The 26,649-nt window shown below is 61.0% G+C and carries 23 protein-coding genes, 1 tRNA gene and 1 pseudogene; 19 read left to right on the top strand and 6 right to left on the bottom strand.

What is annotated here, in order from left to right; genetic code table 11:
* Positions 1-144: 144 nt before the first annotated feature.
* The 18 genes from VF684_RS14135 to hypA all read left to right on the top strand — a co-directional run bounded on the left by VF684_RS14135 (position 145) and on the right by hypA (position 20,380).
* Entirely contained in the window at positions 145-726 is a 582-nt protein-coding gene (locus VF684_RS14135) for a hypothetical protein (RefSeq protein WP_376900277.1), read from the top strand.
* Between the two features lie 547 nt (positions 727-1,273).
* Positions 1,274-3,142 (top strand): low affinity potassium transporter Kup, encoded by a 1,869-nt coding sequence (gene kup / locus VF684_RS14130; protein WP_024944982.1) that lies wholly within the window; start codon positions 1,274-1,276, stop codon positions 3,140-3,142.
* Between the two features lie 473 nt (positions 3,143-3,615).
* The gene (locus VF684_RS14125; RefSeq protein ID WP_279475099.1) at positions 3,616-4,281 is read left to right on the top strand and encodes a 4Fe-4S dicluster domain-containing protein; all 666 of its coding nucleotides are present in this window, start codon (positions 3,616-3,618) and stop codon (positions 4,279-4,281) included.
* Positions 4,281-6,152 (top strand): hydrogenase 4 subunit B, encoded by a 1,872-nt coding sequence (gene hyfB, locus VF684_RS14120; RefSeq protein ID WP_279475098.1) that lies wholly within the window; start codon positions 4,281-4,283, stop codon positions 6,150-6,152. The genes VF684_RS14125 and hyfB overlap by 1 nt, the downstream gene beginning before the upstream one ends.
* A 1-nt stretch (position 6,153) precedes the next feature.
* Positions 6,154-7,107, top strand: a complete 954-nt coding sequence (locus VF684_RS14115) for a respiratory chain complex I subunit 1 family protein (RefSeq protein ID WP_279475095.1) — start codon at positions 6,154-6,156, stop codon at positions 7,105-7,107.
* 80 nt (positions 7,108-7,187) lie between these two features.
* The gene (locus VF684_RS14110) at positions 7,188-8,906 is read left to right on the top strand and encodes a hydrogenase large subunit (protein WP_376900274.1); all 1,719 of its coding nucleotides are present in this window, start codon (positions 7,188-7,190) and stop codon (positions 8,904-8,906) included.
* A gap of 9 nt (positions 8,907-8,915) precedes the next feature.
* On the top strand, positions 8,916-9,473 hold the full coding sequence (locus tag VF684_RS14105; protein ID WP_201913807.1) for a formate hydrogenlyase complex iron-sulfur subunit: 558 nt from the start codon (positions 8,916-8,918) through the stop codon (positions 9,471-9,473).
* Complete coding sequence (locus VF684_RS14100; protein ID WP_201913805.1) at positions 9,473-10,288, top strand: NADH-quinone oxidoreductase subunit B family protein; 816 nt, start codon at positions 9,473-9,475, stop codon at positions 10,286-10,288. The genes VF684_RS14105 and VF684_RS14100 overlap by 1 nt, the downstream gene beginning before the upstream one ends.
* Positions 10,281-10,694 (top strand): formate hydrogenlyase maturation HycH family protein, encoded by a 414-nt coding sequence (locus tag VF684_RS14095; protein ID WP_201913803.1) that lies wholly within the window; start codon positions 10,281-10,283, stop codon positions 10,692-10,694. The genes VF684_RS14100 and VF684_RS14095 overlap by 8 nt, the downstream gene beginning before the upstream one ends.
* Positions 10,694-11,185 (top strand): hydrogenase maturation peptidase HycI, encoded by a 492-nt coding sequence (hycI, locus tag VF684_RS14090; protein ID WP_139731296.1) that lies wholly within the window; start codon positions 10,694-10,696, stop codon positions 11,183-11,185. The genes VF684_RS14095 and hycI overlap by 1 nt, the downstream gene beginning before the upstream one ends.
* A gap of 213 nt (positions 11,186-11,398) precedes the next feature.
* Positions 11,399-11,490 (top strand) — tRNA-Sec (locus tag VF684_RS14085).
* 313 nt (positions 11,491-11,803) lie between these two features.
* Positions 11,804-13,282 carry an L-seryl-tRNA(Sec) selenium transferase gene (gene selA, locus VF684_RS14080; RefSeq protein ID WP_201913801.1) on the top strand — a complete coding sequence of 493 codons (1,479 nt, stop codon included), beginning with the start codon at positions 11,804-11,806 and terminating at the stop codon, positions 13,280-13,282.
* Positions 13,283-13,286: 4 nt separating this feature from the next.
* Positions 13,287-15,170, top strand: a complete 1,884-nt coding sequence (gene selB, locus VF684_RS14075; RefSeq protein ID WP_139731288.1) for a selenocysteine-specific translation elongation factor — start codon at positions 13,287-13,289, stop codon at positions 15,168-15,170.
* Positions 15,167-17,605: a carbamoyltransferase HypF gene (gene hypF, locus VF684_RS14070; protein ID WP_440174315.1), complete on the top strand. Its 2,439-nt coding sequence runs from the start codon at positions 15,167-15,169 to the stop codon at positions 17,603-17,605. Before selB ends, hypF begins: the two co-directional genes overlap by 4 nt.
* 5 nt (positions 17,606-17,610) lie before the next feature.
* Positions 17,611-17,862 (top strand): HypC/HybG/HupF family hydrogenase formation chaperone, encoded by a 252-nt coding sequence (locus VF684_RS14065; RefSeq protein ID WP_040065728.1) that lies wholly within the window; start codon positions 17,611-17,613, stop codon positions 17,860-17,862.
* The gene (gene hypD, locus VF684_RS14060; protein WP_376900266.1) at positions 17,856-18,968 is read left to right on the top strand and encodes a hydrogenase formation protein HypD; all 1,113 of its coding nucleotides are present in this window, start codon (positions 17,856-17,858) and stop codon (positions 18,966-18,968) included. Before VF684_RS14065 ends, hypD begins: the two co-directional genes overlap by 7 nt.
* A complete protein-coding gene (hypE, locus tag VF684_RS14055) occupies positions 18,965-19,969 on the top strand; it encodes a hydrogenase expression/formation protein HypE (protein ID WP_376900264.1) in 1,005 nt (334 codons plus the stop codon). Before hypD ends, hypE begins: the two co-directional genes overlap by 4 nt.
* 69 nt (positions 19,970-20,038) lie before the next feature.
* The gene (gene hypA / locus VF684_RS14050) at positions 20,039-20,380 is read left to right on the top strand and encodes a hydrogenase maturation nickel metallochaperone HypA (RefSeq protein WP_071910411.1); all 342 of its coding nucleotides are present in this window, start codon (positions 20,039-20,041) and stop codon (positions 20,378-20,380) included.
* Here hypA and VF684_RS14045 read toward each other — a convergent pair.
* Positions 20,358-20,762, bottom strand: coding sequence for a hypothetical protein (locus tag VF684_RS14045; RefSeq protein WP_376900262.1), 405 nt, complete (start codon positions 20,760-20,762; stop codon positions 20,358-20,360). The genes hypA and VF684_RS14045 overlap by 23 nt on opposite strands.
* Between VF684_RS14045 and hypB the strand changes: the two are divergent.
* Positions 20,676-21,449 (top strand): annotated as a pseudogene (gene hypB, locus VF684_RS14040) (hydrogenase nickel incorporation protein HypB); the annotation flags it as partial. The gene VF684_RS14045 and the pseudogene hypB sit on opposite strands and share 87 nt — an antisense overlap.
* Before the next feature lie 335 nt (positions 21,450-21,784).
* Here hypB and VF684_RS14035 read toward each other — a convergent pair.
* The 5 genes from VF684_RS14035 to VF684_RS14015 are packed head-to-tail and all read right to left on the bottom strand — an operon-like array spanning position 21,785 to position 26,624.
* A complete protein-coding gene (locus tag VF684_RS14035) occupies positions 21,785-22,426 on the bottom strand; it encodes an ATP-binding cassette domain-containing protein (protein WP_376900260.1) in 642 nt (213 codons plus the stop codon).
* The gene (locus tag VF684_RS14030; protein WP_376900258.1) at positions 22,426-23,214 is read right to left on the bottom strand and encodes an ATP-binding cassette domain-containing protein; all 789 of its coding nucleotides are present in this window, start codon (positions 23,212-23,214) and stop codon (positions 22,426-22,428) included. The genes VF684_RS14035 and VF684_RS14030 overlap by 1 nt, the downstream gene beginning before the upstream one ends.
* Positions 23,208-24,023, bottom strand: a complete 816-nt coding sequence (locus VF684_RS14025; RefSeq protein WP_376900256.1) for an ABC transporter permease — start codon at positions 24,021-24,023, stop codon at positions 23,208-23,210. Before VF684_RS14025 ends, VF684_RS14030 begins: the two co-directional genes overlap by 7 nt.
* On the bottom strand, positions 24,013-25,017 hold the full coding sequence (locus VF684_RS14020) for an ABC transporter permease (RefSeq protein WP_376900254.1): 1,005 nt from the start codon (positions 25,015-25,017) through the stop codon (positions 24,013-24,015). The genes VF684_RS14025 and VF684_RS14020 overlap by 11 nt, the downstream gene beginning before the upstream one ends.
* On the bottom strand, positions 25,002-26,624 hold the full coding sequence (locus VF684_RS14015; RefSeq protein ID WP_376900252.1) for an ABC transporter substrate-binding protein: 1,623 nt from the start codon (positions 26,622-26,624) through the stop codon (positions 25,002-25,004). Before VF684_RS14015 ends, VF684_RS14020 begins: the two co-directional genes overlap by 16 nt.
* Positions 26,625-26,649: the final 25 nt, after the last annotated feature.

Here is a 26,649-nt window from a genome sequence, read left to right as displayed (position 1 = left end):
TAGCTCATTCTATCACGATTGTTGAACTTGACGTCTTCAACATCCATAAAATGGAAATCACTCAGAATTCATTAATAGCCAACATTAATGGGCAAATAAAAACCTAGTTAAAATTAATTACGTGGCATAAATATAAGAACCATTATGGAATATATTTTCGAATCATTAAACAAAGCACGACATATTATAGCGTATATATTTTCTATATCAGCCAAAAGGTTATGGTCAAGACTACTTGTTATATGCATGTTTTGCGTTACTCCTATTCTTGCATATTATGCATTATTCAACTACCTCTTATATCAAGCACAAGTTGAAGAATCCGATAATAAAGACGTAATTGAGCTCACAACAAGTATAAATATATACAGAAGTGTTTATGAAGAACTAAAATTATGTATTGCTTCGGAAAACGAAAAGCATAGATTAACAGACTGGTATTGCAATGAAGCTATTGATGCATACAAAAACATCTCAAATGGATGGCCACCAGAGAGAAGAACTGCGCTTATAGATAAAAAAGCATACGAGGGGATGCTTATTGATATTTCTTACTACACATCTGCCCTTGAATATAGATTGGTCGAAGCTAACCGAAAAAAAGACAACTACCTTTCAAAATTAAACTTGATTGTCAATGGCTGGTCATTTTTATTTTTAATTTTCTCCAGCATTATAATCTCGATTTATACTTTTTATAAATTTCACACTATGACTAAAAATTAGCTAAATAATTACCACTTTTATCATTGGTAGCCGTAGGGTGCAATAAGCGCAGCGCATTGCACCTCTTGCCTCTTTTAATATTTGGTGCAATTCACTTCGTTCATTGCACCCTACCCCCCAAATAAAGACTCCATTGCTACCCAACACCCTCCCCCTTGCCATCCTGCCAGCAATTAATTAGTCACTATTTTATCGTCTGTTTTTCGCTCGCCTCGGTAAAAAATAGTGGCCAAACCACTTACCCAGATAAAACAAACGGTTGCCCGCAGAGCGGGTGAATATTTCAATCAACGGCCAATTAATAACCTTACTCAAAAGGACGTTTTGATTATTTATACCTGAGCATGAACCCGCAGAGAGTGTGTCATTATAAGCTTAATGACAGATGAACAGACTGTGTTCCATGACAAGCAGATCACTATTCCGTTAGCGCCCTTTCCCATCGCAATCCATTAATTCTCTCCCGATTAAATATCACGACTTTCCTGATAGGTCGGGCAGCTGTGCGTTGGCAAACGTGTAAACATCAAACTGACAAGATGAACTCATGAACTGTGATAAACAACAAGCCATGTCCGGCGTTATGCTGGCGGCGATTGGCGTAGTCTATGGCGATATCGGCACCAGCCCGCTCTATACATTGCGCGAGTGCCTGTCAGGTCAATTCGGGTTCGGCGTCGAGCCGGCCTCCATTCTCGGCTTTCTCTCGCTGATCTTCTGGCTGCTGATCCTGGTGGTGTCGGTCAAGTACCTCTCCTTTGTGATGCGGGCCGACAACGCCGGCGAGGGTGGCATTCTCACCCTGATGTCGCTGGCTACCCGCAACGCCTCCACCCGCTGGACGCCGCTGCTGATCATCCTCGGCCTGATTGGCGGCAGCTTCTTCTATGGCGAGGTGGTGATCACCCCGGCGATGTCGGTGATGTCGGCCATCGAGGGTCTGAGCATTCTCACCCCCGCCCTCGACCCCTATATCGTCACCCTCTCGGTGCTGGTGCTGACCCTGCTGTTTGCCATCCAGAAACATGGCACCGCCATGGTGGGCAAGCTGTTTGCCCCCATCATGCTGATCTGGTTTATGACGCTGGCGGTGCTGGGGCTGCGCGGCATCATCCACAACCCCGAGGTACTGGGTGCGCTTAACCCCATCTGGGCGGTGCGCTTCTTTATCCAGTACCAGACCACCTCCTTCTTTGCACTCGGCGCCGTGGTGCTGGCCATCACCGGGGTGGAGGCGCTCTACGCGGATATGGGCCACTTTGGCAAAAATCCAATTCGCCTCGCCTGGTTTATCGTGGTGCTGCCCTCACTGGTGCTCAACTACTTCGGTCAGGGGGCGCTGCTGCTAAGCAATCCCGCCGCCATTGCCAACCCCTTCTTCCTGCTCGCGCCGAAATGGGCGCTGGTGCCGCTGCTGCTCTTGGCAACCATGGCGACGGTGATCGCCTCGCAGGCGGTGATCTCCGGGGTCTTTTCGCTGACCCGGCAGGCAGTGCGGCTGGGGTATCTCTCCCCCATTCGCATCGTTCATACCTCCGAGCAGGAGTCCGGCCAGATCTATATTCCGGTCATCAACTGGATGCTCTATATCTCGGTGGTGATCGTCATCATGAGCTTCGAGCACTCCAGCAATCTGGCGGCGGCCTACGGCATTGCCGTGACCGGCACCATGGTGCTCACCTCCATCCTCTCCTGCTCGGTGGCCAAGAACAGCTGGCACTGGAACAAGTATCTGGTGGCCATCCTGTTTGCCGCGCTGCTCTGTATCGACGTGCCGCTGTTTGCCGCCAACCTCGCCAAGATCTTCTCCGGTGGCTGGCTACCGCTCACTCTGGGTGCGGTGATGTTCACCGTGATGACCAGCTGGAAGAGCGAGCGCTTTCAGCTTATTCGTCGCCTGAACGAGCACGGCAACTCCCTTGAGCCGATGATCGCCTCGCTGGAGAAATCCCCGCCGACCCGGGTGGCGGGCACGGCTGTCTATATGTCGCGGGTGGTCAATGTGATCCCCCATGCGCTCTTGCACAACCTCAAGCACAACAAGGTGCTGCACGAGCGGATCATCCTGCTCACCCTGCGGGTGGAGGATGTGCCCTACGTCCACAATGTGCGCCGGGTCTGCATCGAGCAGCTCTCCCCCACCTTCTGGCGGGTGGTGGCGAGCTACGGCTGGCGCGAAACCCCGAACGTGGAGGAGATCTTCCACCGCTGCAACGCCGAGGGGCTGAGCTGCCGGATGATGGAGACCTCGTTCTTTATGGCCCACGAGTCGCTCATCATGAAAGACCGTCCCTGGTATCTCTATCTGCGCGGCAAGCTCTTTATGCTGCTGCAGCGCAACGCCCTGCGCGCCCCGGATCAGTTCGAGATCCCGCCCAACCGGGTTATCGAGCTGGGTTCGCAGGTGGATATCTGATGGCGGGTTGATGGCCTCTTCATTGCATAGAAAACGTCAGCAAATAGAGAGGGAGGCATTGGCCTCCCTCTTCTTTTCCGTTAACCCCGATTACCGCCCCCTCATCCCCAACCCTTCTCCCGCAAGGGGAGAAGGGAGCAAACCACATCGCCCCCTCAGACATCCCACCGTAGGGTGCAACAAGCGCAGCGCCGTGCACCGCACACATATGTTGGAGTGCGGTGCAATTCACTGCGTTCATTGCCCCCTACTCATGCTGCGTTTTCCAAGGTGACGAACCCTCCCTATGGCTTCGTCACAAGTGACGAACGTCACAGTTCGACAGCCGTACCAGCCCTTTCACTCAACCACATAAAGATTTTTATTTATTTAAAAACAGCTACTTAAATCCAATTTCGCTGCAAAAACCATTCTGGCCCGTATCTTGCCAACCTGCCCCTACTTTCTCCGTTCGCGACACGACAAGGTAGGCTATGAACCGCTTCGTTATCGCTGACCCCAAGCTTTGTATCGGCTGTGGCACCTGTATGGCGGCCTGCAGCGAAGTACACAAGGCGCAAGGTTTGCAGCAAGCCCCCCGTTTAACCGTTATGCGACACGAGCAGGCGACCATGCCGGTTCAGTGCCGTCACTGTGACGATGCCCCCTGCATCAAGGTGTGCCCGGTCGAGGCAATTCGCCAGACCGGCGATTGCGTGCAACTCAACGAGTCCCTCTGCATCGGCTGCAATCTCTGCGCCGTGGCCTGCCCCTTTGGCGCCATCCAGAGCGGCGGCAGCCGTCCGGTGGCCGTGGCCACCAGTTACGACACCTATATCCCCTGCTCCATCCGCTCCAGCAACCCCTCCACCTCTGCCGGCCTGCGCTGCTTTGGCGAGGATCTGCTGAGCTGGGAGCCGGGCGTGCGCAGCATCGCGGTCAAGTGCGATCTGTGCGAGTTTCGCGCCGATGGCCCGGCTTGTGTCGGTGCCTGCCCCTCCCAGGCACTGAAGCTGGTCAATGACGGCGACACCGAACGCGCCGCCCGTATCCGTCGCCAGCAAGCGGCCGACACCAACCCGCAAGGGGCCTCCGCCTTCCCGGCGCCTGCCACGGCGCTCCCTGCATCCGATTTATCCACCACAGAGGGAGCTCGCTGATGTTGTCCCCCCTTGTAATGGCCACACTCCTGCTCTTTTTGCTGGGCGCTGCCGCCGGTTTGCTCCTGCAAAAGCTGCCCGCACTGGCCAACCGTCTCAACAGCGGCTTTGCCCTGCTGGGTTCGCTCGCGGGTCTGGTCGCCGCCATCCAGATCTTTGCCCAAGGCGCCCCCGTCGACGGCCAGCTCTGGCTGCTGGGCTCAGTGCACCTCGACATGCTGGCCGCACTGATGCTGCTGGTGATTAGCACCGTCGGCGTCGCCATCGCCCTCTACTCCTTTGCCTATATCCGCGAATATCAGGGCAAGGGGGATGTGGCCATCGGCGCGCTGATGAACCTCTTCCTGTTTGCCATGGTGGGCATGGTGCTGGCCGACAATGCACTCGGTTTCTTGCTCTGCTACGAGCTGGTGACCCTCACCACCTACTGGCTGGTCAAGACCAACCCCGAGGCCGCCAAACAGAGCCGTCTCTACTTGGTGATGAACCATATCGGCATGGCGCTGGTGCTGATCGCCTTCTGGCTGCTCTGCCGCGAAAGCGGCTCGCTGGAGTTCGCTGCGCTGCGCGAGCACCATCTGGCGGGCGCATTGGCCTCGCTGGTGTTTCTGCTCAGCTTCTGCGGCTTTGGCCTGCGCGCCGGTTTCGTGCCGCTGCACGGTTGGCTGCCGGTGGCCGAGCCCGTTGCCCCCTCCCATATCTCGGCGCTGATGTCCGGCGTGATGGTGAAGCTGGGTCTCTTTGGCATTTTGCGGGTCAGCATCGATTTTCTCGGCGCCAGCCAGCTCTGGTGGGGCTATGTGGTACTGATCTTCGGTGCCTGCTCGGCGGTGCTCGGGGTGCTGTTTGCGCTGGCCGAGCATGACCTCAAGCGGCTGCTCGCCTACCACACGGTGGAGAACATCGGCATCATCCTGATGGGAATGGGGATCGGCATGATCGGCATCGCCAACCAGCAACCGGCACTGGTGGTGCTGGGACTGCTCGGCGCCCTCTATCACCTGCTCAACCACGCCATCTTCAAGAGCCTGCTCTTTATGGGCACCGGCTCTGTGATGTTCCGCCTGCACACCCGCGATATGGACAAGATGGGGGGGCTGGCCAAGCTGATGCCCTGGACCGCGCTGGCGTTCCTCATCGGTGCCATGGCCATCTCGGCGCTGCCGCCGCTCAACGGCTTTGTCAGCGAGTGGTTTATCTATCAGTCGCTGCTCTCCATGACCAAGCTCGGCACCTCCGTTGTCGCGCCGCTCGCGGTAGTGATGCTGGCGGTAACCGGCGCCATGGCGGTGATGTGTTTCGTCAAGGTGTACGGCATCTGCTTCTGCGGCGCACCGCGCAGCGAGAAAGCGAGCCACGCCCGCGAAGTGCCGGGCGCCATGGTGGCTGGCACCCTGCTGCTGGCCGCCGTCTGTCTGGTGCTGGGTCTGGGCGCCCCCTGGATTGCCCCCCATATCGCCAGCTATGGTCAAGCCTTGGTAAGCGGCCAAATGAACGTGGCCACTGGCGCCACCCTGCTGCCACTCGACAGCTCACAAGCGATCCTCTCCCCGCCCGTTATCGCCATCACCTTGCTGGGGCTGTTCCTCATTCCGCTGCTGGTACTGGCCATCTTCAAGGGGCCCAAGCTGGGTCGTCGTCACGCTGGCACCCCGTGGGCTTGTGGTTACGCCTACGAGGAGCGCATGAGCCTCACCTCTGGCGGTGTCACCCACACCTTGCGCCAACTCTGCGCGCCGCTCTATCGCAAGCAGCCGCAGCTCGATCTGGCCAGCGCCCTGCACGGGGTGAGCGATACCAGCGGAATGACCGGCTGGCTGCTGCACGCCATTGTGCTGGCGCTCTTTATCCTGATGGCTGTAGGAGTCTGATATGCCTGTTCTTGAAATGCCGAGCTGGGGCATGGTTGCCCTCGCCCTGACCCAGGCCATCGCCATGCTGGCGCTGGCGCCGCTCGCCACCGGTTTCAACCGGGTGCTGCGGGCCAAGATGCACTCCCGTCAGGGGCCGGGCCTGCTGCAGGATTATCGGGATATCGCCAAACTGCTGCGCCGCCAGGAGGTAACCCCCGAGCCTGCCGGCATCATCTTCAACCTGATGCCTGCGCTGCTCATTGCCGCCCTCTTGCTGGTGGGGATGGCGCTGCCGACCCTGACTCACGAGTCCCCCTTCCCCATCGCCGGGGATCTCATCACCGATATCTATCTGTTCGCCATCTTCCGCTTTTTCTTTTCGCTGGCGGGGCTCGACAGCGGCAGCATGTTTGCCGGGATCGGTGCCCGCCGCGAACTGACCCTCGGCATTCTGGTGGAGCCCATTCTGGTGCTCGCCTGCTTCATCATGGCGATGATGGTGGGCAGCTCGGATCTGGGCAACATCAGCAACTATGTGGCGACCCAACCGCTGGCCGCCCCCATCGCCACCCTGCTGGCTGGCGCTGCCTGCGCCTTCACGGTGTTTGTCGAGATGGGCAAGCTGCCCTTTGACTGCGCCGAAGCCGAGCAGGAGTTGCAGGAGGGGCCGCTCACCGAGTACTCCGGTGCGGGCCTGGCCCTGCTCAAGCTCTCCATCGGCCTCAAACAACTGGTGGTGGTGCAGCTCTTTCTGGTGATTTTCCTGCCCTTCGGCAAGGCGGCCAACTGGAGTCTGCCTGCGCTGATCGGCGCTGCACTGATCCTCGCCTGCAAGCTGCTGGTGGCCTTTTTACTGGCTGGCATCATCGAAAACGCCATGGCCCGTACCCAGTTCGTGCGCACCCACAAGCTCACCCGCTACGGCTTGGGGCTGGCCCTGCTGGCGCTGCTCGCCTATCTGGTCGGGATCTGAACCATGCCCGCCAGTACAGCAACTTTTTCCGATTTCATCATTTGTGAATGCTCATTCCCGAACATTAAAGTGAGAACTGCATGACCATCGCCATTTCGGATCGCATCGGCTGCGACTACATCCAGCAGGTGCGAGCCCAACTGCCCCACGCCATCGTCGACGAGGAGTGGCAAACCGCCGATCAGGCCACCATTACCGTCAAGCCCACCAGTCTGGTCGAGACCGCCAGCCTGATCTTCCATCAGCTGGGGGGCTGGCTTCCGCTCTCCTTTGCCAATGACGAGCGCAGCCTAAACGGCCACTTCGCCGTCTACCACGTCTTCTCCATGGAGGGCGACACCAAGTGCTGGATCACCGTCAAGGTGCTGGTTGATGCCGATACCCAGGAGTACCCCTCCATCACCCCGACCATTCCGGCGGCGGTGTGGGGCGAGCGGGAGATCCGCGACATGTACGGCCTGCGCGCCATCGGTCTGCCGGACGAACGCCGTCTGGTACTGCCGGACGACTGGCCGGAGGATATCCACCCCCTGCGCAAGGACGCCATGGATTATCGCCAGCGCCCGATGCCCACCACCGACACCGAGACCTACCCTTTCGTCAACGAACTGGGCAGTGATGCCAACCGCATCGTGCCGGTCGGCCCGCTGCACATCACCTCGGACGAACCGGGCCACTTTCGTCTGTTCGTCGATGGGGAAGACATCATCGATGCCGACTACCGCCTCTTCTATGTCCATCGCGGCATGGAAAAACTGGCGGAAACACGGATGGGCTACAACGAAGTGGCGTTTCTGGCCGACCGGGTCTGCGGCATCTGCGGTTTTACCCACAGCGTCGCCTACACCACCTCGGTAGAGAACGCCATGGGTATTCCGGTGCCGGAGCGGGCCAAGATGATCCGCGCCGTGCTGCTGGAGGTGGAGCGCCTGCACAGCCATATCCTCAACATCGGCCTGTCGAGCCACTTCACCGGTTTTGACACCGGCTTCATGCAGTTCTTCCGGGTGCGGGAAAAATCCATGACCCTAGCCGAGCTGCTCACCGGCGCCCGCAAGACCTACGGCCTCAACCTGATTGGCGGGGTACGCCGCGACATCTTCAAGGAAGATCGCATCAAGGGTGCCCAGCTGGTGCGTGAGCTGCGTGATGAGTTGAAACCGCTTGTGGCCATGCTGCTGGATACCGCCAACATCTCCTCCCGCCTCATCGGTATCGGCAAGCTCGACCCGCAAATTGCCCGTGATTTCAGCTGCGTCGGCCCCATGGTGCGGGCGAGCGGCTTCAAGCGCGACGTGCGCCGGGTCCACGACTTTGCCGGCTACCGCGAGCTGCCGATGGAGATCCAGACCAAGGCGGGTTGCGACGTGCAATCCCGGGTGCTGGTGCGGATCCACGAGCTCTACGACTCCCTCGACATGATTGAGTTTGGTCTTGAGCATCTGCCGGAGGGGCCGCTGTTGACCGAAGGGTTCACCTATCAGCCGGGCAAGTTTGCCCTGGGCTTTACCGAGGCCCCCCGCGGCGAGAACGTCCACTGGAGCATGACCGGAGACAACCAGAAGCTGTTCCGCTGGCGCTGCCGCGCCGCCACCTACGCCAACTGGCCCGCTCTGCGCTACATGCTGCGCGGCAATACCGTGGCGGATGCACCACTCATCATCGGCAGTCTGGATCCCTGCTACTCCTGTACCGACCGGGTAACCCTGGTCGACCCCAAGAAGGGCAAATCCACCGTGGTCTCCTACAAGGAGATCGAGCGCTACGGCATCGATCGCAAAAACTCTCCGCTGAAATAAGGGGTCATCATGATCAAGCTGTTCAAGACCATCCTCAAGGCTGGCACCCCGACCGCCAAGTACCCCTTCGCCCCTTATGAGGTGAACCGGGATTTTCGCGGCAAACCGAAATATCAGGCAGATCAGTGCATCGCCTGCGCCGCCTGCACCAAGGCCTGCCCGGCCAATGCGCTGGTGATGGAAGTGGACATGGAGACCGGCGAACGGCGCTGGGAGATCTCCATGGCACGCTGCATCTTCTGCGGCCGCTGCGAAGAGGTCTGCCCGACCCGCGCCATCGCCCTCTCCCCTGAATTCGAGCTGGCGGTGACCAACAAGGCTGACTTGTATGAGGAGGCCCGCTTCGTGCTGGCCCCCTGCACCCTGTGCGGCACCTACTTTGCCCCGAGCAAACTGGTGGCGCTGGTGGAGGACACCCTCAAGCAGGCAGGCACGCCGCTCACGACCCCGGAAAGGCTGCACCACTGCCCCGACTGCAAACGAAAACAGAGCATGCTGAGCCAGCCTGACTCGGCCCTGATCACACCGATAGCCACACCGATGGCCGCACAAAAGGAGTGGATGTGATGAGCAAGATCAAAGGCATAGAACCGGTTGTCGGCTATGCCCATACCCGCGCCGTGCCGCTGGCACAGGATCCCGAGATCACCAAACTCAAGAAGACCCTGCTGAAAGACATTCGCCGCTCGGCCTATGTCTACCGGGTCGATTGCGGCGGCTGCAACGCCTGCGAGATCGAGATCTTCGCCACCATCACCCCGCTGTTCGATGCCGAGCGTTTCGGCATCAAGGTGGTCGCCTCCCCCCGTCACGCCGACATCCTGCTCTTTACCGGCGCTGTGACCCGAGCGATGCGGGTACCGGCCCTGCGCGCCTACGAGGCGGCGCCCGATCCCAAGATCTGCATCGCCTACGGCGCCTGCGGCTGTGACGGCGGCATCTTCCACGACCTCTACTGCGTCTGGAGCGGCACCGACAAGATCGTGCCGGTGGATGTCTATATCCCCGGCTGCCCTCCGACACCGGCGGCTACCATCTACGGCTTTGCCGTGGCGCTCGGTCTGCTGGAACAAAAACTCAAAGCCACCAGCCACGAGGTGCAACCGGGTGAGCGGGTCGAGCTGCGCCACACCGGCATCCCCAACGAAATCCGGGTGATGATCGAGCGCGAAGCGCGCCGCATGGCCGGTTACCGTCAGGGGCGGATCATCGCCGACGAATTCATGGCCCTGCTCGAAGGGGCGACCCAGCAGGATGTGGATCTGCGCATCCAGAGCTACCTCGATCAGCACGACGATCCGCGCCTGGCGGAGATCGTCAACAACCTCGCAAACGCCTGCCTCAACCGGGCGGCCGGCAAGGGAGAGGCGGTGCATGGCTGACGAGGTTTTCTTCTATCGACTCTCGCGCAAGTTCGTCGACGAGCAGTTCGACGTGCCGGAAGAGGCCAGGGAGGTGATGTACTACAGCCTCGCCATCGGCCACCACCTCGGCATCGTTGATTGCCTGCGAGCAGACCTAGTCTGCTCGCTGACCGGTTATCGCGACTGGGTAGCCAAGCTGCCAGAAGGGAGCGAAGCGCGCCGCAAGATGGAGGGGTTTCTCACCTTTGGCGAGATCACCATCTATCGCGAGCACTGCCATATGCTGGCCTGCGCCTTCGATCGACTGCGCAAAGCCGAAGGCGTGCTCGATGAGCAGGAGCTGGGCTGGACCAATACCTTTATGGAGCAGCTGACCACCCTCTTTAACGACCCCCATATGTACCTGATGGTAAGGAGCCGCTGATGGGCTGCAATCTCGTGTTGACCGTGGGCAATGCCATGATGGGGGATGACGGTGCCGGCCCCTATCTCGCCGACAAGCTGCAGGCAGCCCCCCTGCCCGGCTGGATCCATATCGACGGCGGCATCGCGCCGGAAAATGTGGTCTATAAGGTGCGGGAGCTGCAACCGGAGCGGGTGGTGCTGGTGGATGCAGCCGAGATCGGCGAGAAGGCGGGGACCCTGCAGGTGATCCCCCCCGAGACCATCGCCGAGATGTTTATCTTCTCGACCCACAATATGCCGCTCAATTTCCTGATCGACGAGCTCAAGACCTTTGTCCCCGAGGTGATCTTTGTCGGGGTACAACCGGCCATCGTGGCGTTCTCCTTCCCGATGACCGAGATGGTGAGCGAGGCGATGGATTATCTTTATCAGCATCTTGATGCCGCCAGGGACACCAGTCTGTTAATAGATAAACTGGATCAGTGGAATATTGCCAACGCCAACCGGTGATTATTTATCGAGTTGTTAACGACCGTTATTGACCGACGGTTACGGCAATGTGATCGAGGCCCGGTGTTAAATTAAAAACATCGGGCTAATTGTGCTGAACTTGATATAAAACAAGGTTCTTTGATTTTTTCAAAAAATCGCTAACTCTCGCATTTTTATGACAAAAAAAGCGTTGCCAGTCACAGACTTTTGCCACAAAATGGCGACCGTTATGGAAGTTGATGGGGTCTGGTGGCCTCCTCGGTCTTCAAAACCGATGTGAGCCGAGAAGGCTTTGGCAGGTTCGATTCCTGCCTCTTCCGCCAAATTCATCTATTGAACAAATACTCTCTCGCTGAATTTTTCGGCCTGAATGTTATTTCCATTGTTTGTTCAATATGTTTGAAGTAATACCTTAAAAAAGGTGCTTGCCGCTGCCAATATAATCCGAACTCAGGTTATCTCGCTGGCCAAAAATTAATTTATCAGCATCGATGCAGCATTAATTTATACCCGCTCATTGATGCATCCAGTTTGCAGTCATCCGCAAATCGCCAGCAGTGCCATAACCCGTCAGCTCGGCCTCTCTATCGGCAAACCGGTGCGCATCCCGAACCCACGCACTGCACTGGTAATCCCATGCCGAACTCGTCTCACGCGTCAGCCATCCCCCACCGCCAGCCCGCATCAGGTACGGCTGCCGACGATTCACTGCCAGATTCACAGCAACAGCCCAGCCAGCAACAAACGCGCCGTTTGCCGCAAGTGGAGCATCTGCTGCAGCAACCCTTTCTCGCCGGTTTTATCGAGGCGCTGAGCCGCCCGCTGGTGACTCAGGCGGTGCGCGACACCCTGAGCGAGCTGCGCCAGAGCGACGATTTTCGCCAGCATGGCGTTGCCCCCGAGCAGATTGAGGCGCTGATTGCCAAGCGTTGCCGACAGCAGTTGCGCCAGCGTCAAACCCGGGTGATCAACGCCACCGGCACCCTGGTGCATACCAATCTGGGGCGCTCGCCATTAAGTCACGAGCTGTGGGACGAGGTGCGTGACCTCAACACCGGGTACAACAATCTGGAGCTGGATCTCGCCACCGGCAAGCGCGGCGGGCGCAAGGGGCTGATCGCCCCCCTGCTCCGTTGCCTCACCCAGGCCGAGGATTCGCTGGTGGTCAACAACAACGCCGCTTCGCTCTTTTTGCTGCTGCAGGAGGTGGCCAAGGGGCGCGAGGTGATCGTCTCGCGCGGCGAGCAGATCCAGATTGGCGGCGGCTTTCGCATCCCCGATATTCTGGCCCTCTCCGGCGCCAAACTGGTGGAGGTGGGCACCACAAATATCACTACCGCCAAAGATTACCTCGATGCCATCACCGATCAGACCGCGCTGGTGCTGATGGTGCACAGATCCAATTTCGCCATTCGCGGCTTTACCGAATCCCCCGATATCGGCGAGGTGGCCCGCGCCCTGCCCGAACATGTAGTGCTGGCGGTGGATCAGGGCTCCGGCTTGACCAGCGAAGAGTTTGCACCGGATGAAACCTCGGTGCGCCAGTACATCAAGGCGGGGGCGGATCTGGTCTGCTACTCAGGCGACAAGCTCTTGGGGGGCCCGCAATCGGGCATCATCAGTGGCCGCAGCGACCTTATCAAGCGGCTGGAAAAACATCCCATGATGCGCACCTTCCGCCCGAGCCGCATCGTCTACTCCCTGCTCGAACGGCTGCTCATCCACAAGCTCAACAAATCCCCCATCGGCGAAGGGATTGCCCAGCGCACCTTGAGCAACCCGGCAGCCATGCAGGCGAGAGCCTCCCGGCTGATGGCCGCCCTGCCCGGCTGCTTTGTGCCGGTCCCAGCCCAGCTGGTGGTGGGCGGTGGCACCTTGCCGGACGAGTTTTACCCGGCCCCTGCGCTGGAGTGCACCGACCCGCGTCCGGCCCAGCAACTGCTCGATGATTTGCGCGAACTCCCCGTCCCTGTCATCGCCACGGTGCGCCAGCAGAAGGTGCTGCTCAATATGGCCACCCTGCTGCCGACCGAGATGGAACTGCTGATCGCCCAACTCAAGGAGTTGCTGCTCCCCGCCCCGTTCAATGCAACAAATGCGACCGAGGAGCCCTGATCCCATGACCCCCTATCGCGCTGTTATCGGCCTTGCCGGCCACGTGGATCACGGCAAGACCCTGCTGATCAAGGCCCTCACCGGCATCACCACGGCCCGTGCCCACGAGCAGGCCATCGGCATGACCCAGGATCTCGGCTTTGCCCACTTCGACGACGGTCAGGGCAACACCATAGGCGTCATCGACGTGCCTGGCCACGAGCGCTATATCCGCAATATGGTGGCGGGGCTCTGGAGTCTGGATCTGGTGCTGCTGGTCATCGCCGCCGACGAGGGGTGGATGCCGATGACCGGCGATCACCTGCGCCTGCTCAAGGCGATGGGGGTGCCGCGTCTCTTGGTCTGCATCAACAAGTGCGATCTGGTCTCCCCCGACGAGCTTTTGCTGTTGGAGGAGAGCCTGCTGGAGCGGGTGATGGACGAGAGCGGCATGGTGCCCGACATCGTCAGCGTCAGCGCCAAAACCGGCGCCAATATGGCTGCCCTGCACGCCGCCATCGTGCGCCAGCTTGCCGAACTGCCAGCCTCACACGCTGCCCGCGAGCAGAGCGCCCCGCGACTGTATGTAGACAGGGTCTTTACCGCCAACGGCACCGGCACCGTGCTTACCGGCACCTTGCAGCAGGGCCGCCTCAAGGTGGGGGACAAGCTGCGTCTCTACCCCGCCGATCGGGAGGTGCAGGTGCGCTCCCTGCAGGCCTATCACCAGAGCGTCGACGAGATTGGCGCCGTCTGCCGGGTGGCGGTGGGCCTTAAAAAAGTGCCTCACAAGGAGGTGGCTCGCGGCCACTGCCTTACCAGCGCCGCTGGCCAGTGCGAGGCGGCGACTCATCTGATCGTGCGGCTCTGTGAGGTCGGCGGCAGCATCCGGGAACAGCGCAACCGCGAGGTCGAAGTGGCCCTTGGCAGCTGGCATGGCCGCGCCCGTTTTGTTCCCATCAAGGACTCCCGGCTGGCACGGCTGATCTTTGCCAGCCCCATTCCCTGCTTCTTTGGCCAGCCGCTTGCCATCATTCGCCACGGCAGCAGCGAACTGCTGCACGGCGCCCGCATCGTCTGGTGTGGCGACATCCATCCCGCCAGACGCAAGGCGCTACACACCCTGCTGGGCGAGCTGCCTGAAAAACTGGAGCACTACAACCCGGCCACCCTGCAGCTTGGCCTCAATGGCTATGTGCTAGCCAGCCGCTTTGACCAGCAGCCCGAGCAGGTCACCCCCCTCGGTGAGTGGCTGCTGGATAACTGCTGGCTGGCCCAAAACCGCGACCAGCTGCTGGCTACGCTAGCCAGCGAACCGCTGAGTGCCGCCGAGCTGGCAACCCGCTTTGGCATCGCCCTGCCGGTCATTCAGGCCCTGCTCCAGCAGCTCAAGAGCGAGCAGCTGATCCGCCTGCACCATGACAAGTGGCAACCGGGCAGCGGCGAGTCGGAAGATGATCTGGGGGAAGAGGCGCAGCTGGTGCTCAAAGTGGTGCGAGATCAAGGCAAGGAGGGTTACGAGCCCGGTAAACTGGGCCCCGGCGGCGTGGCGCTGGATCCCTTTATCACCCGCAAGCTGCCCGCCACCCTGCTGCAGGGCTTACAGCAAAAAGGCGCCCTGCAAAAGCAGCTGCGCAATCTGGCACGACTCAAGTATCTGGTGCAGCTCGATGGCCCCATCTACTACGACGCCGAGCTTTACAACCAGATGGTCGCCGCCGTGCTGGCGGGCCAGCAGGTGGGAGATCTGATCGACATGGCATCCCTCAAGGAGATCACCGGCTTGTCGCGCAAATACGCCATTCCGTTCTGCCTGCGCATGGAGATGGATGGCTGGGTGCGGCGCGAGGAGAACGAGCGCCGGGTGCTGCGTTTGCCGCAGACTCAAGATGAGATGGAGCCGGCATGAGCGCCACCATCGCCCCCTCTGGCTCTGCCAATCATGTGGCCAACCGGCTGCGCCGCGAATTTCATATCGACGGCATAGTTCAGGGGGTCGGCTTTCGCCCCTTCGTCTATGGGCTGGCGCTGCGCCACGGCCTTGCCGGTTATGTCTTGAACGATGCCAACGGCGTCACCATTGGCGCCGAAGGCTCCCCCGAGCAGCTCGCCGCCTTTGCCCGCGAGCTGCGGGAATTGGCGCCGCCACTGAGCCGTATCGATCATTTCAGCGAGCGGGAACTGCCCCAAGATGCTGACTCCGAACATAATCCCGACTACGACGGCGTCTTTCATATCAAGGCCAGCCAGCAGCAGAGCGCCGCCACGGTCGCCATCTCGCCGGATCAGGGGATGTGCGAGGCGTGCGCCCGGGATGTGGCCAACCCCAAGGATCGCCACCACTACTACCCCTTTACCAACTGCACCCACTGCGGCCCGCGTTACACCATCATCCGCCGCCTCCCCTACGACAGACCCCATACCGCCATGGCGGGCTTTGCCATGTGCCCGCGCTGCGCAGCGGCCTATGAAAACCCGCTGGATCGACGCTACCACGCCCAGCCGGTGAGCTGCCCCGAGTGCGGGCCTCATCTCAGCTGGCGCAGCGGCCACGGCGATGCGCTGGCCGAGCGGGAGGATGCGCTGCACGCAGCCGCACGCGCCCTGCAGACGGGGGCGCTGATTGCGGTCAAGGGGATGGGGGGGTATCACCTGATATGCGATGCCCGCAATGAACAGAGTGTGGCCAGATTGCGAACGCTCAAGCGGCGCGCGCGCAAACCGCTGGCGGTGATGATGGGCTCCCTTGCCGAGGCCAAATTGCATGTCACCGGCAGCAAAGACGAGTGGAAGCTGCTCACCTCTCAGGCCAGCCCCATCACCTTGCTACGCAAGCGCATTAACGATGATCGGCTCTCAGAATCCCTACTGACAACCGCGCCGCTGGCCGAGGGGATCGCCCCCGGCATCCCCTACCTCGGCATCATGCTCCCCTATACCCCGCTCCATCAACTGTTGTTGGATGCCTGCGCCATGCCGCTGGTGGCCACCAGCGCCAATGGTCGTGGCAGCCCGATCCTTATCGAGTGCGAGGCTGTGGTCAGGGAACTCGGCAGCGAGATTGACGGCATCCTGGATCACAACCGCCCCATCCTGCACCCGTGCGACGACAGTCTGGTGCAGTGGGTAGGCGGGCGACGCCAGACGTTGCGGCTGGCCCGGGGCTATGCCCCCTGCACCCCCAGCCTGAAAGAGGCGGTCAAGGTACCGCTCTTGGCAGTCGGGGCGCAGCAGAAGAACCAGCTGGCGCTCGCTTTCGGCCGCCAGCGCATCTACAGCCCCTATATCGGCGATCTGCACAGCCTGCCGATGCAGGAGCACTTCGAGCAGACCCTGGCCACCTTTCGCGATCTCTACGATCTCAACCCCGAACTGCTGGTGTCGGATCGCCACCCTGGCTACCTCAGCCACCAGTGGGCCAAAAGCTATTGCCGCGATCAGGGGGCAACCCACCTCGAGGTACAACACCATCACGCCCACCTGCTGGGGGTGATGGCCGAGCACGACATCACAGGCCCGGTGCTGGGGGTTGCCTTCGATGGCACCGGCCTTGGCGATGACGGCACCCTCTGGGGCGGCGAGCTGCTGATCGCAGACGTTAAGGGCTTCGATCGTGTTGCCCACCTCGCGCCTTTCAAGCTGATCGGCGGCGAAGCGGCCATCCGCGAGCCGGTGCGCCAACTGCTGGGACTGCTGTTTGAATCGCACACTCCTGAGCAGATCAGCGCCCTCGATATTCCGTTGAGCAAGCAACTACCCCTTAAGCGGATCAGCAACCTGCACCAGCTCTGGCATCTTGGTCGCAACGCCCCCTACACCAGCTCCATCGGTCGGCTGTTCGATGCGGTGGCGGCGCTCTTGGGAGTGATCGACCCCCCCGATTACGAGGGCGAAGCCGGGCTCCTGCTGGAGGCGGCCGCCTTGCAGCTGGCCCCCGATGAGCAGCCCTTCCCCCTTGCCTTTGCTCTCAGCCAATCAACAGAGGGGCCGCTGCAGATCGAGTGGGCCGAGCTGATCCATACCCTTGTCAGCGAGCGTCGCAAAGGCACCGCCACCGCCAGCCTGGCTGCCGGTTTTATCCGCGCCATCAGCAATCTGGTCATCGCCCTGGCCGAGCGTTTCCCCGGCTATCCGGTGGCGCTTGGAGGCGGCGTTTTTCAAAACCGGGTGCTGATGGATCAGCTTGTTCCCGCTCTCGAAGCCGCTGGCCGGCAGGTATTGACCAGCGAAACCCTGCCGCTCAATGACGGTGGCATCGCCGCCGGTCAGCTCTGGTTTGCCATCCACCATATTGCCACGCATCAGCCTGTCACCACCGGTTGTGCCACCTTGTCGGAGTCCTGAAATCCATGTGTCTATCCATCCCCTCTCAGGTGGTGCAACTGCACCCCGAAGATAACTGCGTCACCGTCGACACCTTGGGGGTGCAGCGGCGCGTCAGCTGCATGCTGCTCGAAGAGCCCCTCCAGGTGGGCGACTATGTGCTGCTCCATATCGGCTTTGTGATGAGCAAGATTGACGAAGAGGAGGCGCAGGCCAGCCTCGAGAGCTTCCGCCAGATGGTGGCCCTGATGCCCAAACAGGATATCTTGCCATGCTGACCTTGAATGACCTGTTCCAGGGCTTTCGCCAGCCCGAGGTGATCCGCGCCCTCGCCGCCCAAATTACAGAACTGGCCAAGGATCTGCCCGAGCCGCTGCGGGTGATGGAGGTGTGCGGCGGCCATACCCACACCATCATGAAGTACGGCCTGCACCAGCTGCTGCCCGCCAGCATCGAGTTTGTCCACGGCCCCGGCTGCCCGGTCTGCATCATGCCCAAAGAGCGCATCGATCAGGCCATCGAGCTGGCGAGCCAGCCCAACGTCATTCTGGTCACCCTGGGGGACATGATCCGGGTGCCGGGCTCCAAGGGCACGCTGGCCCAGCAGCGCGCCAAGGGGAGCGATATCCGCCCGGTCTATGACCCCCTCGATGCCCTGCGTATCGCCCGTGAGAACCCGGACAAAACCGTGGTCTTCTTCGCCATCGGTTTCGAGACCTCCACCCCGATGACAGCGGCGCTACTTGCTGCCGCTGAAGAGCAAGAGGTCGATAACCTCCTGTTTCATATCAACCATGTGCTGGTGCCCCCCGCCATTCATGCTGTGATGGCCGACGGGGTGGCCAAGGTGAACGCCTTTATCGGCCCCTCCCACGTCAGCGTCATCACCGGCGCCGATATCTACCTGCCCATCGTCGATCGCTATCAGGTGCCGGTGGTGGTGAGCGGTTTCGAGCCGGTGGACGTGATGGAGGCGCTCTTGATGATGGTGCGCCAGAAGGTGGAGGGTCGCTACGCGCTGGAGGTGCAATACAGCCGCGCCGTCACCGCCAGCGGCAATAAAGCCGCCCAGCGGCTGGTTGAGCGCTTTTTCGAGACCCGCGAGCACTTTCGCTGGCGAGGTCTGGGGGATATCAACGCCTCCGCCCTGCGCCTGCGCGATACGTTTGCCAAGCGCGATGCGGAGCGTCACTTTGCGCTTAATCAGACTCCCATCGATGACCACAAGGCGTGCCAGTGCGCCGATATCCTGCGCGGCCTGGCCAAGCCAAACCAGTGCAAAGTCTTTGGCCGGGGCTGCACCCCGACCCAGCCCATGGGCAGCTGCATGGTCAGCTCCGAAGGGGCCTGCAATGCCTACTACCGATATATGGGGATCCAATGAGAGAAATTCAGTTAAGCCACGGCGGCGGCGGTGTGGAGATGAACCAGCTGATCAATCAGCTCTTCTTTCGCTACTTTGGCAACGAGATCCTGCTGCGCGGTGAAGATGCCGCCCTGCTGCCGGTAAGCGGCCCCGTCGCCTTTACCACCGACAGCTTTACCGTCTCGCCGCTCTTCTTCGAGGGGGGCGATATCGGCAAGCTGGCCATCGCCGGTACGGTCAACGATCTCGCCATGATGGGGGCCAAACCCGAGTATCTGAGCGCCAGCTTTATCATCGAGGAGGGGTTCCCCTACGCCGATCTCGCCCGCATCGTCGAGTCGATGGCAGCAGAGCTTGCCAAGAGCGGCGCCCGCATCGTCTGCGGCGACACCAAGGTGGTGCCCAAGGGGGCGGCCGACAAGATCTTTATCAACACCAGCGGGGTCGGTACCTTCCCGTTGCCGGAGCAGAGCCGGGGCATCTCGGTGCGCAACCTCAAGGCCGGTGACGCCATTCTGGTGTCGCGAGATATCGGCAGCCACGGCGCCTGCATCCTGATGGCCCGCGACGCCCTGCAACTGGGATCCGATCTCAAGAGCGACTGCACCACCCTCTGGCCGCTGGTAGAAGCGCTGCTAAAAGCTGGCATTACCCCTCACGCCCTGCGCGACGCCACCCGCGGTGGCCTTGCCGCCGTGCTCAACGAGTGGAGCAGTGCCTCCCAAGTGGCCATCGAGCTGGAGGAGTCCGCCATTCCGGTGTGCGATCCGGTGCGCGGCCTGTGCGAGCTCTACGGTTTCGAGCCCCATGATCTCGCCAACGAGGGGACCATGGTGCTGGCCCTGCCTGCCGAACAGGCGCAGGACGCGCTGGGCATCTTGCGGCAATTCAACCCCGCTGCAAGCCAGATCGGCGTGGTGCAGGCGAGCGATCGCCACAAGGTGATCCTCAACAACCCCTGGGGCAGCCGCCGCTATCTGGAGCTGCCGCAGGGGGAGCTGCTGCCGCGGATCTGTTGAGCGGCCATGCCGTTCCGTCAATTACAGGGAGGAGTCACGGCTCCTCCCCATATCGGTTAAGGAGTCACCATGCACGAAATGTCTCTGGCCATGGCCGCCATCGATCTGGCGGCCGAACAGGCCACCCAGCGGGGCTTTACCAAGGTGACCGCCCTCTGGCTCGAGGTCGGCAGCTTCTCCTGCGTCGACCCGGACACCATTGCCTTCTGTTTCGAGGCGGCCGCCAAGGGCACCGCCGTCGAAGGGGCCAAGCTGCACTTTCAGCGCCAGGCGGCAGAGGCCTGGTGTTATGACTGCAACCAGACGGTCACCCTCACCGAGCGCGGGCAGGCCTGCCCCGGGTGTGGCGGATACAAATTACGAGTCGCGCAGGGTGATAACCTGCGCATCACCGACATCGAGGTAAGTTGATATGTGTAGCGTATGCGGATGCGGCCAGGCGCGGATCGCCGGCCATGAGCACGATCATGAGCATCATCACGAACATGAACATCACCATGAACATGGTCATGACGCCAATCACCACCATGACCACGAGCAGAGCGCGCCGCGCACCCTGATCATTCACCACCACTATCACCATCAGGGGGATGTCCATCACCACTACCACGGGGTGCGGGCTCCCATAAGCCATGAGGGGCATGATCACCCCCATGAGCACCACCATGATCACCCCCACGACCATCATCATGATCATGCCCACTCTCATGACCACGGCCATTCCCACGCGCATCCCCATGATCACAGCCATGACCATGACCATGACCATGACCATCAGCAGGGTGATCTGCACTACGGCAAAGGGGAAGCGGGATTATCGGTGCCCGGCATGGGACAGCGCCAGCTGATCGCCATCGAGATGGATGTGCTGGCAAAGAACAATGCGCTGGCGGCCCACAACCGCGAACACTTCACAACCGCCGACCAGCTGGTGCTCAATCTGGTATCGAGCCCGGGTTCAGGCAAAACCACCTTGCTGTGCGAAACCCTGCGCCAGCTGGCCGACAAACGCCCCTGCGCTGTGATCGAAGGGGATCAGCAGACCAGCGCCGATGCGGATCGCATCCGTGCCACCGGTGTGCCTGCTGTGCAGATCAACACCGGCAAGGGCTGCCATCTGGACGCCAAAATGGTTCACGACGCCTGCCACCAGCTGCCCGCCAATGAAGGGGGCATTCTCTTTATCGAGAACGTGGGCAATCTGGTCTGCCCCGCCAGCTTCGATCTCGGCGAGAAGTACAAGGTGGCAATCCTCTCCGTCACCGAGGGGGAAGAGAAGCCGCTGAAATACCCGGACATGTTCGCCGCCGCCCAGCTGATGGTGATCAACAAGATCGATCTGCTCCCCTACGTCAGCTTTGACGTGGCCCGCTGCATCGAGAACGCCAAACGGGTCAACCCCTATATTCAGGTGATCCAGGTCAGCGCCACTACCGGTGAAGGGATGGATGCCTGGCTGAACTGGCTGGCCAGTGCTTGAAATCAACCGGTTAAACGCCGTTGCTAACGGTAGAAAACAAAAGAGGGAGGCTGATGCCTCCCTCTCTTTTATCTGCGCGCTTTGCCAACGGTTCTCTCTGTACAGAATGGCCAGCGACTCATACTCGCGTCCCCTCACCCTGGCCCTCTCCCCAGGGTGAGGGAATCGGTTTGTGAATGCTCGCGAGGTGCTCAAAGTACGCACAGCCCCCCAGAAAGTCTGTGGGCTTAACAACCCGTCCTGTTTCCCAAACCCTGAGCGTGGTGAGATGGCACCTTCTGCTCCCTTCTCCCCTTGCGGGAGAAGGGTTGGGGATGAAGGGAGAACGCCAACTCTTAGGCCACGCTACGAGCCATTGCATCCTGCTCCGCAGGCACCTCACCAAAGCGCAGCACCCGATGGCAGATCTGGCGCAGCAGCGCCTGCTGGTGACTGAATATCACCATGCCAAGCCCGCGCTGCTCACACTCAACCATCAACTCCCGCCAGAGATGACGCTGAATTTGCGGATCCAGCTGGGCGGTCACCTCGTCGGCAATCAGCAGACGGGTGCGGGGATCGAGGGCGCGCAGCAGCGCGATGCGGGCCAACTCGCCGCCAGAGAGCTGACCCGGTTTGCGGCTGAGCCACTCAGGCTTGACCATAAAGCGGGCCAGTATGACGTCATCGGGGCGCCATACATCCCAGAGCGCCTGCCCGGTGGTGCGATATGGATTGAAGGTGAGTTCCGGGTGCTGAGGCACCAGCTGGATGGGGTTATAACCTTTTACCTGTTCAGGCACTAGCTGCCCATCCAGCAGGAACTGCCCGCCGGCCCCAACCGGTTGCCAACCGGCCAATACCCGCCCCAGGGTGGTCTTACCATGGCCGCTCGGGGCGGAGATACCGAGCCGCTCCCCCGCTTTCACCGTCAGCGATAACCCCTGCCAGAGGGGACGTTCCCCCTGGGCGATAGTGAGATTTCGTACTTCAAACATCAGGAAACCTCCGGCACAGAGAAGAGCGCGTTGAATTCCGGCAGTGCCTGCCAGTGAGCGCGGAGCATCTCGCTCCCCTGCCCCTGACGCAGATGGTGGCAGCTCAAAGTATCGCTCACCTGCCCCTGATGCAGCGCCACAATGCGATCGGCAAAGCGGGCCGCCAGCGCCAGATCGTGGGTCACCCAGAGGATACCGCTGCCCTGATTGGCCAATTCACGCAACTGGCCGAGCAGCAGACAGGCCAGCCCCTCGTCGAGCCAGGCGGTGATCTCGTCTGCCAGAATGTAGCGGGCGCCGCCGAGCGCCGCAGTGCAGGCCAGAATGCGCTTGGCCATGCCGCCGGAGAGCTGGCGCGGGAATCTGTCCAGGGTGGTCGTGGGCAGCTGGTAGCGCAGCAGCTGCTCACCGAGCCGCTCGCGGGAACCGTTCTGGCCGCAGAGACGTGCCGCACGGCCCAGCTGGCGCTCCACCGTCAGCAATGGATTGAGGGCGCTTACTCCCTGTGGCACATAGCAGAGAGTGTGACCGCGCAAACGGGCCCGGCTGGCATCACACAGGGGTACGCCATCGAGGGAGATGCTGCCGCGCATCCGCAGATTGTCCGGCAGCAATGTCAGAGCGCTTTGCAACAGCAGGCTCTTGCCCTCGCCGCTCCCCCCCACCAGCGCCACTATCTCCCCCGGCGCCAGTTGCAGGCTGATATCGGTCAACAAAGGCTGCCAGCTGCGCCGCCCCAGCCAGGAGTAGTGGGCCGCCTCTATGGTCACCTGATCAAAACTCAGCATGGTTCACTCCTGTGCCACAGCAGCTGTTGCAAGGCGCGGGTAGCCTGATCAAAGAGCAACACCAGCAGCAGCAACATCAGCCCCGGGAAAAGGGCCAGCCACCAGCCGCCACCGGCCAGATAACGCAGGGCATCGGCCAGCAGCAGACCCAGCGAGGCCTCGTGGGCCGCCAGACCAAATCCGAGAAAGCTCAAAGCCGCGCTGTGTAGTACCGCATGGGGAAACATCAGCAGGGTGCCGATAAACCACTGAGGCAACAGCCCCGGCAGCAGGTGGATGCGCCAGCGACGCAGCGCCCCCATCCCCTGACTGCGGGCCAGCACCACATAGTCGCTGCAGGCGATCCGCCGCGCTTCTGCGCAAAGGATCAGCGCCAGCTTGGGCCAGTGGGTCAGTGCCACCGCCAGGATCACCCCGCGCATGCCGCCCCCCACGGTAAAGCAGATAAGGATCAAGAGCAGCATATGGGGCAGCGCCAGCATGGCGTCGATCACCATTCGCACCGCCGCATCACATCTGGGGTGAACGAGCGATACGCTTGCCGCCACCATGGCCAGCAGGCCACTGCAGAGAGCCGTGCTGATGCCGAGCTCCAGACTGGTGAGGGTGCCCTGAAAGGCGCGCAACCAGAGATCCCGCCCCATCTGATCGGTGCCAAACCAGTGGGCCAGCGAGGGGGGCTGCTGGCGCGCCAGCAGATCCATCGGCACATCCTGATGAGAGAGGCTCCAGCCGTAAGCAGCCAGCAGCGCCAATCCGAGCAGGGCAAAACCCAACCGCAGTATGGAGGGAAACGGATTAAACAGCATGCTCACCCTCCCAACCCCGGTTGATGCGCGCCAGCAGCAAACTGGCCACCGTATTGCCAATAAAGACCAGCAGGGTGCAGAAGAGCACGATTCCCATCAGCAGGGGAATATCGCCCCTGAGCCCCGCATCCACAGTAGCCTGGCCGAGCCCCGGGTAGGAGAATACCTTTTCAGCCAAGAGCGACCCACCAATCAGCTCGCCGAGCGAGGCAAACTGCAGGCAGAGCGCCGGGGTCAGGGCGTGGCGCAGCACGTGAAAACGCAGCATGGGCCAGCCGCCATCCCCCTGAGCGCGGGCGTAGCGGATAAAGTCGCTCGCCAGCACCTCGGCCACCCGCTCCCGGGTGTGCAGCGCGATGTTACCAAGCCCCAGCAGGGCCAGGGTTGTGACCGGCAGCAACAGATGGCGCAACCGCATGGCCCAATCCGCTTCATCGGCAGCGAGGCCCGGCGTCCAGGCGCAGCAGACTGGCAGTAGTGGCCAATGCACCGCAAACAGGGCCAGCAGCAACAGGCCGACCCAGAAGGTGGGCAGGGAGGCAAGCAGGTAGGCAAAACGGCAAATCAGGCGATCGGGCCAGCGGTTGAGATAGCGACCAGCGCAGAGGCCCAGCAAAATCCCGAAAAAACCGGATAGCAGCCAGGCGCCCGCCAGCAGCAGGAAGGAGGCGGCAAAGCGCTGGCCAATGACCTCGCTCACCGGCGCGTTGTAGAGCATGGAGTAACCGAGATCCCCCTGCAGCACCTGGCTAAACCAGTGCCAGTAACGCAGCCACAGCGGCTGATCCAGCCCCCAGCGGGCGGCGATGCGGGCGTACTGCTCGGGCGGCACATGCAGCAGATCATTGCCGATATAGGCCTTTATGGGATCGATGGGGGAGTAGCTCAGCAGCACAAAGGTGGCAACCGAGACCAGACAGAGCAGCCCTGCCAAACGCAGCAGGGCTTTCAGTGTGGCAGTCATCATGGTGGACGAACTTAACGGCACGTCCACCGCCAATCCTGCAGGTTGTTGAGGAGTGACCAGCTACCGTGAATTTCCGGTGCCCCCTTGCCAAGGTCGATGCAGCGGTTGGCCAGATAAGTGTGCTGCACGTTGAGCAGCCAGGCCCAGGCCGCATCCCCCTGCACTCCGGCGCCACGCTTGCCATCCCACTCCACCTGCTGCCAGAACGGCACGGCCGCCTGCCAATCAGGGGCATCCAGCGCCTGCTTGAGGTGGCCATCCACTACCGGGTTGCTGTAGTAGCCCGGGTTGTAGAACTCCACGCCACCCGAACCGCTCTGGTAGTGGTGATAGAGCTCCATGGGATCCAGACTCCCCCACCCCATCAGCACCGGGTTGGCGTGCATCTCGCGCTCCACCTGCTCCCAGCTGCCGGACTTGAGGCTCACTTCGAGGCCGATGGGTTTGAGCATGGCCCGCACCGCTTCCGCCAGATCCCGGCGGGTTCTGTCGCCACTGGTGTACCAGAGGGTAAAGGCGGCGCGCAGATTGCCTTTGTGGCGTACGCCGTCGCTCCCCCTCTGCCAGCCAGCTTCGTCGAGCAGTGCGTTGGCATGGGCCGCATCCCCATCCTTGAAGGCGGTGGCTTTATTCAGCCAGGGCAAGCCTTCTACCGCGCTGTAGGCGGGGATGGCGTGCCCTTCCAGCAGCTGGTCGGCCAGCAGCTGGCGGTCGATGGCGTAGTTGATGGCGCGGCGCACCGCCACGTCCGAGGTCACGTCGTTGCCGATGGGATAACCCTTGGCATCCTTGCCACCAGCAGGCGGAATGGGGAAGACGATGCCGCGGTTCTCCACGCTCGGCCGCACCCAGAGCTTGAGGGAAGCAGACGCGGTTGGCGCCAGTGACGGGGCGATGCGCACCACATCGAGCTGGCTACTCTGGGCGGCGGCATAGGCGCTCTCTTCATCGATAAAGACAAAGACCAGCCGTTTGAAGTCGTTGTTGCCGCCGGCGTAATAGGGGTTCGCCTCCACCACCAGCTGTTGACCGGGCAGGAAGCTCACCAGCCGGTAAGGGCCGGCACCGACCGGCTTTTGGGCATATGCTTTTGCGTCGTAATCCTTCTTCGACACTATGCCCAAGGATCCCAGCACGTTGACGAAGGTGCTCTGGGGGGCACTCAGGGTGATGGCAACTTCGGTGGATGAGAGCACCTTGGCCGAGACAAAGTTGCCCATGTCGATCTTGCCGCCACCCTGAGCTGCGCTGTTGTAGGTGAAGGCCACATCTTCAGCGGTGAGCGGCGCGCCGTTGGAGAATTTCAGGTCAGGCTTGAGGGTAATGAGCCACCCCTTGCCATCCTTGTTCGGGGTCACCGCTTGGGTGAGCACATTCTGCCAACTGAGATCGGCACTATCGCCAGCAATCTGTTTGAGCAGCGGGCTGTGCAGCAGCAGGTAGCTGCCGTGGCTCCAGCCAAGCAGAGGGTCAAACCCTTCGGTGGGTTCAGCTCCGATGGCGAGCTTGAGCTCGGCAGGCACAGGTTGGGCTGCGGCCAGCGCCGCGTGAGAGGCAGTGCCCAGCAGCAGAGTCAACAGGGCGGCAGCACTGGTGCCACAGTAATGGCGAAGGGAATTGCGTGGAACAGTCATGGGGATCCTTCTTGTTTTGTACCAC

The organism is Aeromonas sp. Lyrl_2, from assembly GCF_051948815.1.
GTDB classification, from domain to species: domain Bacteria; phylum Pseudomonadota; class Gammaproteobacteria; order Enterobacterales; family Aeromonadaceae; genus Aeromonas; species Aeromonas veronii.
Note: the sequence above shows the minus strand (reverse complement) of the source record. Positions and strands in the feature narration are given on the sequence as shown.